15 protein-coding genes are annotated in these 13,092 nt (G+C 70.3%); 8 read left to right on the top strand and 7 right to left on the bottom strand.

Annotation, left to right across the window (positions count from 1 at the left end):
* Positions 1-168 precede the first annotated feature (168 nt).
* The 7 genes from hemE (at position 169) to FHX37_RS08915 (ending at position 6,747) form a co-directional block, all read left to right on the top strand.
* Positions 169-1,140: a uroporphyrinogen decarboxylase gene (hemE, locus tag FHX37_RS08945; protein ID WP_246062375.1), complete on the top strand. Its 972-nt coding sequence runs from the start codon at positions 169-171 to the stop codon at positions 1,138-1,140.
* 343 nt (positions 1,141-1,483) lie between these two features.
* Entirely contained in the window at positions 1,484-2,905 is a 1,422-nt protein-coding gene (hemG, locus tag FHX37_RS08940) for a protoporphyrinogen oxidase (RefSeq protein ID WP_141923485.1), read from the top strand.
* Between the two features lie 19 nt (positions 2,906-2,924).
* Positions 2,925-3,650, top strand: a complete 726-nt coding sequence (hemQ, locus tag FHX37_RS08935) for a hydrogen peroxide-dependent heme synthase (protein ID WP_141923484.1) — start codon at positions 2,925-2,927, stop codon at positions 3,648-3,650.
* Positions 3,651-3,747: 97 nt separating this feature from the next.
* Positions 3,748-4,461, top strand: a complete 714-nt coding sequence (locus FHX37_RS24065) for a transposase (protein ID WP_141925140.1) — start codon at positions 3,748-3,750, stop codon at positions 4,459-4,461.
* Positions 4,462-4,896: 435 nt separating this feature from the next.
* Positions 4,897-5,634 carry a cytochrome P450 family protein gene (locus FHX37_RS08925; protein WP_141923483.1) on the top strand — a complete coding sequence of 246 codons (738 nt, stop codon included), beginning with the start codon at positions 4,897-4,899 and terminating at the stop codon, positions 5,632-5,634.
* A gap of 3 nt (positions 5,635-5,637) precedes the next feature.
* Positions 5,638-6,195: a cytochrome P450 gene (locus FHX37_RS08920; protein WP_141923482.1), complete on the top strand. Its 558-nt coding sequence runs from the start codon at positions 5,638-5,640 to the stop codon at positions 6,193-6,195.
* 18 nt (positions 6,196-6,213) lie between these two features.
* Positions 6,214-6,747, top strand: coding sequence for a GNAT family N-acetyltransferase (locus FHX37_RS08915; protein WP_141923481.1), 534 nt, complete (start codon positions 6,214-6,216; stop codon positions 6,745-6,747).
* 177 nt (positions 6,748-6,924) lie between these two features.
* Here the strand turns inward: FHX37_RS08915 and FHX37_RS22765 are convergent, their stop codons facing one another.
* From FHX37_RS22765 to msrB, 6 genes are all read right to left on the bottom strand, one after another.
* Positions 6,925-7,083: a hypothetical protein gene (locus tag FHX37_RS22765; protein ID WP_170181533.1), complete on the bottom strand. Its 159-nt coding sequence runs from the start codon at positions 7,081-7,083 to the stop codon at positions 6,925-6,927.
* Between the two features lie 113 nt (positions 7,084-7,196).
* A complete protein-coding gene (locus tag FHX37_RS08910; protein WP_141923480.1) occupies positions 7,197-7,598 on the bottom strand; it encodes a DnaJ family domain-containing protein in 402 nt (133 codons plus the stop codon).
* Between the two features lie 89 nt (positions 7,599-7,687).
* On the bottom strand, positions 7,688-7,897 hold the full coding sequence (locus FHX37_RS08905) for a hypothetical protein (RefSeq protein WP_141923479.1): 210 nt from the start codon (positions 7,895-7,897) through the stop codon (positions 7,688-7,690).
* Between the two features lie 376 nt (positions 7,898-8,273).
* Entirely contained in the window at positions 8,274-9,119 is an 846-nt protein-coding gene (locus FHX37_RS08900; RefSeq protein WP_394344487.1) for a CDP-alcohol phosphatidyltransferase family protein, read from the bottom strand.
* On the bottom strand, positions 9,106-9,753 hold the full coding sequence (locus tag FHX37_RS08895) for a phosphatidylserine decarboxylase (RefSeq protein WP_141923478.1): 648 nt from the start codon (positions 9,751-9,753) through the stop codon (positions 9,106-9,108). The genes FHX37_RS08900 and FHX37_RS08895 overlap by 14 nt, the downstream gene beginning before the upstream one ends.
* A gap of 1,035 nt (positions 9,754-10,788) precedes the next feature.
* Positions 10,789-11,211: a peptide-methionine (R)-S-oxide reductase MsrB gene (gene msrB, locus FHX37_RS08890; protein ID WP_141923477.1), complete on the bottom strand. Its 423-nt coding sequence runs from the start codon at positions 11,209-11,211 to the stop codon at positions 10,789-10,791.
* A 163-nt stretch (positions 11,212-11,374) separates the two neighbouring features.
* On the opposite strand from msrB, the gene FHX37_RS08885 reads away from it, so the two are divergent.
* On the top strand, positions 11,375-11,815 hold the full coding sequence (locus FHX37_RS08885) for a hypothetical protein (protein ID WP_141923476.1): 441 nt from the start codon (positions 11,375-11,377) through the stop codon (positions 11,813-11,815).
* A 253-nt stretch (positions 11,816-12,068) separates the two neighbouring features.
* Here FHX37_RS08885 and FHX37_RS08880 read toward each other — a convergent pair whose 3' ends face one another.
* Complete coding sequence (locus tag FHX37_RS08880) at positions 12,069-12,830, bottom strand: pyrimidine reductase family protein (RefSeq protein ID WP_141923475.1); 762 nt, start codon at positions 12,828-12,830, stop codon at positions 12,069-12,071.
* Between the last annotated feature and the right edge of the window lie 262 nt (positions 12,831-13,092).

Genomic DNA, 13,092 nt, shown 5'->3' with positions numbered 1-13,092 from the left:
AGCGGCGGTGCCTCGCGCGTCCCTCCCGCCGTGCCGTGTTGACGACCGGAACGGAGCGCGGAGTGCTGGTCCCAACGGGAGCCCGTGCGTGGCACGATCGGTGGTGTGACGCTCCAAGATTCCGTTTTCCTCCGCGCCTGTCGGCGCCTTCCAGTGCCGTACACCCCCGTGTGGTTCATGCGCCAGGCAGGGCGCTCTCTGCCCGAGTACCGTAGAGTCCGCGCGGACGTGCCGATGCTGGAGGCGTGCGCGCGCCCTGACATGATCGTCGAGATCACGATGCAACCTGTGCGTCGCTATGGTGTCGACGCCGCCATCTACTTCAGTGACATCGTCGTGCCGTTGAGAGCCATCGGGGTCGGGATCGACATCAAGGCCGGTGTGGGTCCCGTGGTGGAGCAGCCGATCCGGGACGCTGACGGCGTCGGACAGCTGCGGGACCTCGAACCCGACGACGTCTGGTACGTCACCGAAGCCGTCGGCGAGCTCGTCGGCGAACTCGGGGAGCGCCCGCTGATCGGGTTCGCCGGCGGCCCGTTCACCCTGGCGTCGTACCTGATCGAGGGCGGCCCCTCCAAGAACCACGAGCGCACCAAAGCGATGATGTACGGCCAGCCGGAACTGTGGCACCGGCTCATGCGCCGCCTGTCCGTCATCACCGCCGAGTTCCTCCGGGTTCAGGTCGCGGCCGGGGCGAGCGCCGTGCAGCTGTTCGACTCCTGGGCGGGCGCGCTCAGCGCTGCCGACTACCGGGAGTCGGTGCTGCCGCATGCCTCCTGGATCTTCGACCAGCTGGCCAACCTGGACGTGCCGCGTATCCACTTCGGGGTGGGCACGGGCGAACTGCTGCCCTCCCTCAGCGAGGCCGGGGCCGATGTCGTGGGCGTGGACTGGCGGGTCCCCCTGGGCGAGGCGGCGCAGCGCGTCCGGCGCGGTACGGCCCTGCAGGGGAATCTCGACCCGGCCACGCTGTTCGCACCGGAGGAGGTCGTCAACGAGCGGGCCCGGGGCATCCTCACCCAGGGGCGCGCTGCCGAGGGGCACGTGTTCAACCTCGGGCACGGTGTGCTTCCGGACACGGACCCGGACGCGTTGGCACGGTTGACCGACTTCGTGCACGAGGAGACAGCCCGCGGCTGAACACTCCCGGCCCCCGGGCCGGTCCGGCGCTTCCCGCGTGTGACTGGGCCTCGCCGCCGGAGGGAGCGCGCGGGCGGTCTCCCGGCCGGTGAGCGCTCGGAGGTGTTCCCGGGCCGATCCCCGAGGCGCGCGGGACGCCGGGAAGCACCGGCCAGCCGTCCGCGTTCTCCCACCAGCGGGCAGCGCGCCCCCGTCGCCCATCTCCGCGTCTCCCGAGGCGGGCAGGTCACGTGCGTCGCCCGCGTAGGCTGGTACCGGGAACGAACAGCTCGGCAGCGCGGTCCGCGGCAGCGGTTGCAGGGGGCGAGCCGCGTCCGCCGCTGTTGTCTGGAAAGCTGGGGGTATGGAGAGGAAACCACGCGTCGCCGTGGTCGGGGGCGGGGTGTCCGGAATGACCGCGGCCTATCGCCTCGCCCGCGGCGGCGCCGAGGTCACGGTGCTGGAGAGCACGGAACGCATCGGGGGGAAGCTGGATACCTCCCCGGTGGCGGGTGTGCCCGTGGACTCGGGAGCCGAGTCGGTCCTGACCCGACGTCCGGAGGCTCTCCGGCTGCTGACGGAGCTGGGGCTGGAGGAGCGGATCGCCCACCCGGCTCCGGGACCCGCCGCCATCTACAGCAGGGGAAGGCTGCGCTCGTTCCCCCGCCCCCATGTGATGGGGATCCCGGGCAGCCTCACCAGCCTCGCGCGAAGCGGAGTGGTGTCCTGGAGGGGCGTGCTGCGTGCTGCCGCGGACAGGGTCCTTCCCTCCACCCGCGTGGCGGAGGACGCCTCGGTGGGCGACTACGTCGGAGCCCGGATGGGCCGGGAGGTCGTGGACCGGTTGGTGGGGCCGCTCCTGGGCGGGGTGTACGCCGGTAAGGCCGGGGAGCTGTCCGTGGAGTCCGCACTCCCCCGTATCGCACCCCTCGCCCGCAGCGAACGCTCCCTGTTCGGCATCGCTCGCAGGGCCGCCGCCCAGCAAGCGGCGGAAGCGAGCTCCGGTCCGGCCTTCGCCACTCTGCGCGGCGGCCTCGCCATTCTCGTCGACACTCTTGCCAAGCAGGCGGACGCGGCGGTCGAGACCTCTGCCCCAGTGCGGGAGCTGCGCGCGGTCGGCGGAGGGTGGCAGTTGCTGGTCGGACCGGAGGAGCACCCCTGGGAGCTCGACGCGGACAGTGTGGTGCTCGCCTGTCCCGCTCCCGAAGCAGCGCGGCTCCTGCGACCGGTCGTTCCGGCGGCCTCCGGTGAGCTGGCCGGGATCGACTACGCGAGTACCACCATCGTGACCCTGGCCTACCCCGCTGCCTCCGTGACACGGCCACCGGCAGGAAGCGGCTTCCTCGTCGGCCCCCGGGAGGGGCGGTCGATCAAAGCCGCCACGTTCAGCAGCACCAAGTGGCCGTGGCTCGCCGAACAACTGCGCGACAAGCATCCGGACACCGGGATGGTCCTGGTGCGCTGTTCCCTCGCGCAGTCCCGTGGCGAGGCCGTGGCGGAACTCTCCGACGAGGAGCTCACCGAGCGCGTCACCGCCGACCTGGCCGAGATCTGCGGTGTGTCCCAACCGCCCGTGGACCGCCGGGTCACCCGCTGGGACCGTGCGCTCCCGCAGTACGCGGTCGGGCACCAGCAGCGGATCGCCCGGGTGCGGGACGCGCTCTCGGACAGGGAGGGCGTGGCGTTGTGCGGAGCGGCTTACGAGGGAGTGGGCATACCGGCCTGCGTTGCCAGCGCCGAACGGGAGGCGCAACGGATTCTCGACAGGCACGGCCTGACCGGTTGAGGACGAACGGCGAACACCCATGAGTGAGGAGACGAACGTGGCGACAGGGGAACACACTGCCAGCGCTGATCCGGAGAAGCTGAACGAGCTTCTGCGGTATCCCATGTGGTCGGTGTTCAAGGTCGGTGACCTTGGTGGAACCGACCGCGGCGCCGCTGCGGAGGAGCTGGCGGAACTGTTCGACAGCTCGGCCGAGAAGGGGGTGACCACCCGCGGCTCCTATGACGTCCAGGGCTTCAGGGCCGACGCCGACATCATGTTCTGGTGGGTGGGAGACAGCCCGCAGGCCGTGCAGGAGATGTACACGGCCTTCCGCCGGACCCGTGTGGGGAAGCTGAGCACGCCGGTGTGGTCGGCGGTCGGCCTGCACCGTCCGGCCGAGTTCAACCGGAGCCACATCCCGGCGTTCCTCGCCGGGGAGGAGCCCCAGGACTACCTGTGCGTGTACCCCTTCGTCCGCTCCTACGAGTGGTACCTGCTGCCCGACGAGGAGCGCCGGACGATGCTGGCCGAGCACGGCAAGATGGCCGCTGGTTACTCCGACGTCCGCGCGAACACCGTCTCCAGCTTCGCGCTCAGCGACTACGAGTGGATCCTCGCCTTCGAGGCCCCGGAGATGTACCGGATCGTTGACCTGATGCGCCACCTCCGAGGGGCTGAGGCCCGCAGACACACCCGGCTGGAGGTCCCGTTCTACACGGGGTGCCGGAAGAACACCACCGAACTCGTCGCGAGCCTGCCCTAGGCACTGTTCTTTGGAAATGGGAGTGAAGCAGGGCCCGGCCCGGCAGGCTTGGTGAGCGCGGCCTGGCCGCCATGAACCCACCGGTGCCGAGTGGGCCCTGCTCGCCCCGCTCCGGCCCGCCGATGCGCCCGAAAGCAAGAGGCGGGCCGACCACCGACGCATCATCGACGCGATCCTGTTCCGACCCCGCACCGGTATCCCCTGGCGCGCCCCGCTCGAACGCTACGACCCCTGGGAGACCGCCGCCGGACACCACCGCCGCTGGCGCACCGACGGCACTTGGCAGAGAACCGCCGACCGGCTGCGTATCGACGCCAACAGCGGTGAAGAACGCATCGCGAATATCGGATCGAGCAGCGTGCGCGCCCACCAGCCCGGTGCCGGAGCTGTGAAAAAGGGGGGCGCGGCCAGGGACGAGCCGGACGGGACCGAAGCACGCGGACGCTTCCGAGGCGGACCGGCCGCCAAGATCCACCTGATCGCCGATCATCACCGGCGTCCCCCCGGTCCTGGCCAGCCTCGGCCAACGCAGGGACTCGCCCGTGTTCGATTCCCTGATGGATGCTCTGGGCCTGCCTCGCGGTACCGGCAGGCCGCGACCCGAGTTGACCGAGTGCTGGGCGGCACGGCCTGCTCCAGCAAGGCCGACCGGGTCCACCCGCGCAGGCGTGGGCTCGCAGCGACCATCGCCCAGCCCCGTGATCAGCGCGAACACCATCGACGGGACGGTGCAGGCCACCTCGGTCCGGATCCGGTTTCGCGATCTGCCCCGTTCGCAGAACAGCGCCTGAGCGGCGGTCCCATTACCTGATCACTCCTTCCCGTCGGAGGAACCGCCGGATACGGCCAGCGTGAGGTCAACGTTTCCCATAAGCACAAAAAGAGAGAATAATGCAGAGGCAGCGACACGCGACCGGACATCATACCCATCGGAAAACAACCGGAACGGGAAAGGAAAAATCTGCTGCGCGCGCTCCTGTTTGAATGTGGACCATTGTGGCCCGATGTTTCGCGCGGCATGTCCTGGGCAGCTATGGCCAGGGAAGGAGAATTCGCTCCGCAGATATAAGGAGGGTGGAACAGATGACCGCTATCAAGAAGTTCCTGCGTGATGTCCGTGCCGCGAAGGCCGGAGCTTACCCATTCTACTGGAGGTAGCGAACCTGTTCCGGTTCCGGACGTGAAAAACCATGCGGAGGGCCGCGTTCGGCGGCCGGCCAATGCGTACAAGAAAGGTTCGGTCGCCGTGGACCAACACCTTGCACCGGACACCGGAGAGATCCTGTCCGCCTCACAGTACAAGGCGGACAGGATCAGTTTCCTGACCCAGGGTACTGTGCGCTACGGCGACTTCTGGGAGTTCGCCCCGCACGTCTATGTCGCGGCGGGGCCGGAGCTGACCCGGGAGGTGTTCCGCCGCACCGGAGCGCAGTTCAGCCCCTCGCAGGGGGCGTTCCCGCTTCCTCGCGGGGTGCGCCGTGCCCTGACACCGGGCACGTTGCTGCCCGAGAGCCTGAACGCGGCCAGGCGCTGCTTCCGCCATAACGGCACCATCCAGCACACCCCCATGGTCGCCGCCGAGGCCGCCGCCCTGGCCCGCGACTGGCCCCGCGGCCGTCCCGAGGAGGTCATGCCCCGACTCAGGCGCACGTTCTCCCGCATCGGTGCCGGCTTCTGCTTCGGCGCCGACGCCGGTACCCTCACCCACGCCGAGGCCGCCCTGGCCCGGACCCGCAACAACATTCCCCCCAGCACCCTGTACCTGCCGTGGTGGGTGCCCACCGCAACCCGGCTACGCATGCGCAGCCGCATCAACGCCCTGGCCGGGCGCATCGGCGCGGTGATGGAACGGCGTTTGACCCAGGGCCGCGCGAGGGGCCCCGACCTGCTCAGCGCCATGATCCAGGCGTCATCGGACCACGGCACACCTCCCGGACCACCCATCTCCTACCTGCTGGCCACCATCCTGGTGGCCAGCAGGTAGGAGATGCCCACCCGCGCGGGTGCCTGGCTGCTGCTGAACCTGGCCCGCCGCCCCCAGTGGGCCGAGCACATCGCCGCGGAGGCGTCGGCGCTGCCCCACGACGGGCACCAGGTCGACGCCGGACACGTCGCGCGCCTGCGCACCGCCGACGCCTTCGTCCGCGAGACCCTGCGCCTGTACCCGCCGAACTGGCTGACCTCCCGCGTCGTGGCCCAACCCACCCACCTGGGCGGGCACCGACTGGTCCCCGGCGACCGGGTCATGGTCTCGCCCTATCTGCTCCACCGCGACGAGCGCCACCACGACCGGGCCGACACCTTCGCACCCGAGCGCTGGCTCGAGGCTTCCTCACCCGGAACCACCGGCGCCTACCTGCCCTTCGGCGCCGGGCCGCGGCTGTGCCCGGGGGCCTCTCTGGCCTCCCTCGAACTCGTCCTGGTGCTGGCGATGACAGCGCGGACACACCGCCTGTCCTGCCCCGACTCCCAGCCCTACCGGCTGGACACCGACGGCGCGCTCACCCCCGCCGGACTGCACCTGGCCTTCCACCCCCGCGGCTGATGGAAAAGGAACACGAGGATGCTGGCCCTGCCGATCACCACCGAGCGGCTCCTGCTGCGCGTGCCGCAGGCCACCGATCTCGACCCCCTGCGCGAGTTCTACGAGGATCCCGCCGCACTCGAACACGTGGGCACCCAGACCGCGTGGGACCGGGAGAGCATGGGACGGCGCCTGCAGGGCTGGGCCGACGACCACCAGCAGCACGGATACGGCATGGCGACCATCGAACTGCGCGGGAACCGGGACGTGATCGGGCTGTTGGGCCTCTCACCCGGGGAGGACGGTATCCCTGAACTCAGCTGCATGCTGATCCGTGCGTACTGGCGCTCTGGCTACTGCCGGGAGGCCGCGGCCGCCTACCTGGCCCGCGCTCAGCACGACCCGCGCTTCTCCGCGATCAGGGTGCGGATGGAGTCGCACAATCCCGCCCGTGCCCACATGGAGCGCCACGTCTTCTTCCCTCACGGGTTCGCCTGCACAGCCGAGGAGCCGTTCCCGCCCAGCGGCAGGCTCATGCGGTACTACTCCTGGACGGCCCCGCCCACCCGCTGACGGAAACACGCGGACCGGCCGGCCCGGCCGAGGGGCGCCCGGCCACTCCCAGGGGTCCGGGAGAGCATGTTGCCCACTGCCGCGCCGAGGAAGTTCGCCGCGGTCGCGGGTCCCCCTTCTCGTGTCACGTCCTTCCCACCCGACGCGGCAGGGCGGGCGTGACACGAGTACGCGGGTTCAGGGTGCGCCGGGATGGTTGAGGCGGTCACGCAGCCAGTCCAGCGCAGCCTGGCCCGTGGCGCGCTGGTGCTCACGCAGGTCACGGATTCCCGCGGATTGAGGCTCCATGGCGTCGGTGAGCAGCGCCCCGGCCTGAGCCGCCAGGGCAGCGTGCACCCCCTCTTCCGGGGCAGGATCCGTTCTGCTCCCGCCTCCAAGGACGGTGCCTGGGGACGCGCGTGTGGGTGCGGGGAGTGTGCCGGTGGGCACCCAGCCACGCTCCCTCCCGGTCACCCGGAACGCTGGTCACGCCACTGCGCGACGACACGGTCGGCGTCGAACGGCATCAGGGTGACCGGTGGTCCGGAGGTGGGCCTTTTCAGCGCCGCGCGGATCCTGTCGTTGATGTCCGCGACGATGCGCCGCACCTCGGCCTCCGATCCGGCGCGGTGCGCGGCCGCGATCGCGTCCTCGGCCTCCCTGCGCAGAGCGAGTGCCGGAGGGAGGCAGGAGACGTTCTCCTGCCGAGCCTTCTTCCGCACCCACCACAGGTCGTCGTAGGGGCGGTCGATGTCGGGCAGGGGCTTTCCCTCGCCCGGTAGGTTGTCGAACTCCCCGCGTTCGGTGGCCTCCCGGACCTGTTTGTCCACCCAGCTCTCGAAACTCAGGTGCGGTGGCTTGCGTTCGGTCATGGCCGGGCCCCTCCGTGTCCGCTGCCGTCCCCCGCGCGGGTGTCCCATGGGGAACGCTCTCTGGTACATGTGTATCAAAAAGCGTGGGATCAGCACAGCACGGTCGTGGAGGCGGGAGAAGGAGTGAGCGTGTGAGGCCCGCCGACCACCACGAGCGGCGTGTCCAGCCCCCGGAAGATCTCGTGCGCGTCGCCGGTAGGGAGGGGGAGGGGATGCGCGATGCGCGCCGCAACGATCCGTTCGGTGGTCCACGAGGCGCAGGTGTCACCGCGTCTCGTGCAGCGCTGCCTCCGGAGCAAGCCCCGATTCCTGCACGGAGTGCTGCAGCGCCTCGGGCGTCTGAGTAACGAGCGACGAAGGGACCGGAGGAGGGGGAGGGGCGCGGCGGGAAACCACGGACCCGGTGGCAGCCGTTCCGGAGGAGTCCGGAGCCCGCCGAGCACGCCCCGTGCTGCGGCAGCGCTCCGGACATCGGTCAGTTCGCCACCCGGGCTGCCAACCCGTGCGGTACGGCCCGTGGTCTCCCGCTCCGGAGCACGTGGGCTGTACCGCCCGGAACCGGGAACGCGGGCTCGCCCGTGCAGTGGCGCGGCCGTCCGCGACCCTCCGGACCCCTCGGTCCCGCGGGGCATCCCGTTCGCGGCGCCGGCAGAGAGCCGCCCCGGCGGAAGGCCGTCACCTCTCGCGAGCCGCCGGGACGGCGACGTCCTCATCCCGGCGCCCCGAGGCGTGTCTGCGGGTCGCCAGCACGTAGACCGGGATGGTCAGCAGCAGCACCACCACCAGGCCGGAACCGGAGTACAGCAGGGCATTGCCGGCGGGAGCGTCCACAGCCCACGCCGTGAGGCAACCCACGCTTCCCAGGATCCAGGCGAGGACGGCGAAAGCCAGACGGCCACGTGGTTTGGGGTACTCCAACCTGCTCACCATCAGCCAGGCGACGGCGAGGATCGCGGCCACGCCGACGTACACCGGCGGATCGAGAAGGACCACCGTGATCACGGCCATGGCGCCGAAGGGGCTCGGCAGACCCGTGAAGTAGTCGCACTCACTCGCCTGGCGGGAGAACCGGGCCAGACGCACCACGACCGCCAACAGCACGGCCCCCGCGGCCACTACCGGAGCGAGGCTCCCCGCGCCGGTGAGCGTCCCCCACGCGACGACGAAGAACGCCGGCGCGAAACCGAAGCTGATCACGTCAGCGAGGTTGTCGAGTTCGGCTCCCATCCCGCTCCCGCCGAACTTGCGGGCCACCCGACCGTCGAACAGGTCGAAGGCGGAGGCGAGCAGCAGCAGCACCACAGCCGTCGCGATGGCACCGCGCTGCAACGAGTCGTGCACACCCGCCGACAGGTGCGCCGACTGGGCAGCAGCCAGCTGCCAGACCGCCATGAAGCCACACAGCGCGTTGCCGAGTGTGAAGTAATCGGCCATCGCCAGCCGCATCCGTGCCGGTGGCTGTTCGGTCTCCAGCACAGGAGCACTGCCGATCCCGGGACTCGCGTTGTCAGCCGTGGTCAAGGCGCGTCTCTCCCGCCCGAACCTTCTGCCCGGGCGCCACCGCCGGGGCAACCCCCTCCGGTAGGTAGACGTCGACGCGCGAGCCGAACCGGATGAGCCCGATCCTTTCGCCCGCCGCCACCTTCTGCCCTTCAGAGAAATACGGGACGATACGCCGGACCATCGCGCCGGCGATTTGAACGACCGTGACCTGACCGGTCGCGGTTTCGAAGGTCCAGATGACGCGCTCATTACGCTCGCTGTCCTTGTCGAATGCGGGACGGAAGCCTCCGGGCCGATGCTCCTGTCGGGTCACCACACCCGCTACCGGCGCACGGTTGACGTGCACGTTGAGCGGGCTCATGAAAACCGCGACTCGGATGCGGCCGTCGGGCTGGCTCTCGACGCTCTGCACGACGCCATCGGCGGCGGAGATGATCCCTTCCTGGGCCGGTCCACGCTCGGGATCGCGGAAGAACCACGTCATACCGGCCGCCACACCGACGGCCGGTGCGGCCAGAGCCAATCCCAGCCACGAGCGCCGTCCTGCGACCGCGGAAGCCACGGCAGCTACACAGGCTGGTACGAGCCATGGGGCCGAGCCGCGTGCCATGCGCACACGTCGTCGGGGGGCAGATTGTGCGTCGTTGCTCATCGGGATGTTGGGCGTAGGGATCCCATCCTCATCGGAAGGAGGGGAGGCCCGCCTCCTTTCTGGCAGCATGGACGTCACCACCGGCGCGGTGGAGCGGACGAATGCGGCAGCCGTGGATATGTTCCTCCTGCGGCGCGGGCACGGGGATGGTGACAGTGTCGCCGGTGCGGATACCGATGTGGCTTATGGACATGGCCAGTGCGGCGCCCTCCTTCACGCCGGCCAGCGTTGCTGGTGTCCGGGGACACCGGTGCAGCAAGGGCCCACATGCGACTGTGCGCCCCGGATGCGACTGTGCGCCCCGGAGGGAAGGCACAGAAGCCAGGACGGGCGCGGGCGTGTACTCCATGTGCCACCGTGGAGGTAGCCAGCGCCGCGGGCCGCGTTGTGACTGTACCGTGTTCTGCCCGTTGAGGGGGACCCGGAGCGCGCCCTGTTTCTCTGACCGTGGTATGGCCGGTGCGGACGACGGGTACCCGCAGCGGGTATCGCGGCGCCCGTTCCCCGGCGCAGCCCGGCCCTCGCCACGGGGCGCGGGATTGCCAGGGCGGAGCCGGCCGGCGCGGAGCGTGCTCACCGGGCGTCGGCCGCGGGGACGGATACCCCGCTTGCAGGCGCGGAGGGTCTCCCCTTCCTCCTCGTGCGCGGAAGCGGACACGGCCGCCGGTCCGTTGCGGGAGCGCGGGTGCTCGCGCCCGGCCTGCCGCCGGAACGCGTCCCTCCCGGGTGACCGGGACACCTCCGGTTCCCGCTGCGGGGTATGACCGCCCGGAACGGGAACTCGGACGCGGCCGGTGAGCGTGCCTGGCGCCGGGCGGGAGAACCCCGCCCTCCCCTCGGTTGGTTGGTCCGTCGGTGGCGGACGGGCGGTGTCGAACGAGGAGAGATCCCCACGGGGCTGCGCGCCGCATCTCCCGGGGGTGGGCGCCGCAGCGGTGGGGTCCGTGCGGCACGTGTCCGGGCGGGACACACGCCCGGTACCGACACCCGTCGCCAACCGCCGCCGGGTGCCACGGTGGAACGCACGCAGGGGCGTTATCGCGCAGAGTCGGCTGGTTCCAGGGTGAGGGCCACGGAGTTGATGCAGTACCGCTCGTCGGTCGGCGTGGGGTAACCCTCCCCCCGGAACACGTGTCCGAGGTGGGAGCCGCAGTGCGCGCAGCGGACCTCCGTGCGGGTCATACCCAGTGACCGGTCCTCGTGGAGGGTGACGGCGGAGCTGTCGGCGGGGTCGTAGAAACTCGGCCAGCCGCAGTGCGACTCGAACTTCTCCGCGGAGCGGAACAGCTCGGTGCCACAGCCCCGACACCGGTACACGCCCACCGTGTCAGTGGAGACGTACTCCCCGCTCCACGGCCGTTCGGTCGCCCCCTGGCGCAGGACAGCGTACGCGTCGGAACCGAGGCGTTCGCGCCACTCCGCTTCGGTCCGGGGAATCCCAGCTGTCGAATCATCCATACGAGAGACGCTACCCCGAGCGCCGTTCGTGTGCGCCTTCCGCCCCTTCCGGGCCCGTGGGTCAGCGTTGAATGTCTGTTTCCATACCAGCTGTGAAGTTCGGGACGAAATTCCTCGGGTAGGAGAAACACCAGGGTTTGGAGGTAGATCGGGAGAAGTGGCGATGCTTGTTTCATACCGACAGCCATTGGGAAGCCGCCAGCCGATCCGTGTGGGGCGGACACTGTACTGCCGCCTCTGGCTGGCCCACCACACCTTCCGGATCCGTTCGGAAGCCCGTCTTAGTTGGAAGGTGATATCCACGACGGTCAATGCGACCACGACACGCGTGCGGACGGCCGCGAACCTGGCGGAGTCGCGGATCGAACGTGCCCGTCCGCAGCCGATGACGGACAAGAAGCTCTTCTGGGTGCTGGCCACGTTCGCGGCCGGGGCGTTGGCGGTCGCCCTACTCCTGGGAATCGCCCTTTCGGAGTGGATGATGACGCGTTCCCAGGACCTGCTTCCCGCCGCAGGGGGAGCGGTCCTCCTCGGAAGCGCGATCCTCGCGTTGATCTATCTGGTTTTCGCGTCCAAGAAGTCCAGACGCTCGGTAGGACACTAGCGAGGCATGACGTTGTGCCCGCCGATCTCGCAACGGACCACCCTTGCCCTCCGGGAGTCCTGGTTGGTCCGTTGCGAGATCGGCGATCTGGACCAGCGGCCGACGCGCTCTCCGGCGCGGGCGCGGACCTCTGCGGCCCCGCCCGTACGGGGCCGCGCTGTCGTCGGACCCGCCGCTTTCCTGGTGAGCGGCAACCGGTACCACCGCGGGGAGGAAGCAACGGCCCGCGTCCGAGAACGGGCGGAGCCGCCGCCTACTGTGCCGTGTAGCGCAGGAACAGCGTCCCCTCGGACTCCAGTACGTGCCTGAGCCGGAGATCCTGGGTGTGGGAGGGGGCGTCCCCGGCGACGATGCGAGAGGCCGCCGGTCCGATCAGGTGGGGAGCCACCGTCAGGCACAGCTCGTCGACGAGCCCGGCCGAAGTGAACTCGGACAGCAACTGGGGTCCCCCCTCCGTCAGAACCCGGAACATCCCCCGTGCCGCGAGGGCCGACAGGACCTCCTCCGGCCGTACCGATTCGGTTCCGGCAACGACGAGGTCGGCGACGCGCGAGACCTCCCGGCGTTTGGCCTCGGGCGCCGACTCGGTCGTGAACACGATGGTGGGAGCGTCCTGCGGCGCTTGGTGCAGCAGGTCCGGGTGGACGTCCAACGTGCGCGTGATGATCGCTACGGGCGGGGTGGCCGACCGTCCCGCCCGCAGCGTGGTGAAAACCTCGCGCGGCCGAACCGGGCGGTATCCCTCGATACGTGCCGTCGCGGCCCCGGCGAGTACCACGTCGGCCTGGCCGCGCAGCACGCTCATGACAGCCCGGTCTGCCGGAGCGGAGAGCTCGGCGGTGCGTCCGGACGGGCCCCACGCGCCACCGTCGACGCTGGTGACCATGTTGGCGCGCAGCCACGGGCGGGTGAGCTCCCCGGGATAGGCGTAGGCCGTGGCGAGTCCGGGCTCCTCGTCGGAGGCGGGCAGCAGCGCGCGGAAACGCGCGGCACCCGTAGCGGAACTCTGGTTCATCGTTGTGTTGGGCGTGGAGTACCCGACCCTCCGGGGACGGGGAGTGAACGCCCTCTCCTTCCTGCTCGTATCCACGCAGCGGTCGACACGGTGTGAGCCACAGGTCGGGCGACGGCGAAGCGGAGATCCGACGCACCGTTCCTACGCCACCCGCGCACATGTGGGAAGCACAGCTTCCGCGCGCGTTGGGCCGCGTGCACGGCGTCCGTCCCACGGCACCGTGACGCACGCTCGCGCGCTACACCGCGTGGTGCCGCGTTCT

Source organism: Haloactinospora alba (genome assembly GCF_006717075.1).
GTDB lineage: Bacteria > Actinomycetota > Actinomycetes > Streptosporangiales > Streptosporangiaceae > Haloactinospora > Haloactinospora alba.
Note: the sequence above shows the minus strand (reverse complement) of the source record. Positions and strands in the feature narration are given on the sequence as shown.

Coding starts and splice junctions, on each gene's coding strand:
- hemG (WP_141923485.1), top strand. CDS start 1,484: ATGGAGAGGAAACCACGCGTCGCCGTGGTCGGGGGCGGGGTGTCCGGA.
- hemQ (WP_141923484.1), top strand. CDS start 2,925: ATGAGTGAGGAGACGAACGTGGCGACAGGGGAACACACTGCCAGCGCT.
- FHX37_RS08920 (WP_141923482.1), top strand. CDS start 5,638: ATGCCCACCCGCGCGGGTGCCTGGCTGCTGCTGAACCTGGCCCGCCGC.
- FHX37_RS08915 (WP_141923481.1), top strand. CDS start 6,214: ATGCTGGCCCTGCCGATCACCACCGAGCGGCTCCTGCTGCGCGTGCCG.
- FHX37_RS08910 (WP_141923480.1), bottom strand. CDS start 7,598: ATGACCGAACGCAAGCCACCGCACCTGAGTTTCGAGAGCTGGGTGGAC.
- FHX37_RS08895 (WP_141923478.1), bottom strand. CDS start 9,753: ATGAGCAACGACGCACAATCTGCCCCCCGACGACGTGTGCGCATGGCA.
- msrB (WP_141923477.1), bottom strand. CDS start 11,211: ATGGATGATTCGACAGCTGGGATTCCCCGGACCGAAGCGGAGTGGCGC.
- FHX37_RS08885 (WP_141923476.1), top strand. CDS start 11,375: ATGCTTGTTTCATACCGACAGCCATTGGGAAGCCGCCAGCCGATCCGT.
- FHX37_RS08880 (WP_141923475.1), bottom strand. CDS start 12,830: ATGAACCAGAGTTCCGCTACGGGTGCCGCGCGTTTCCGCGCGCTGCTG.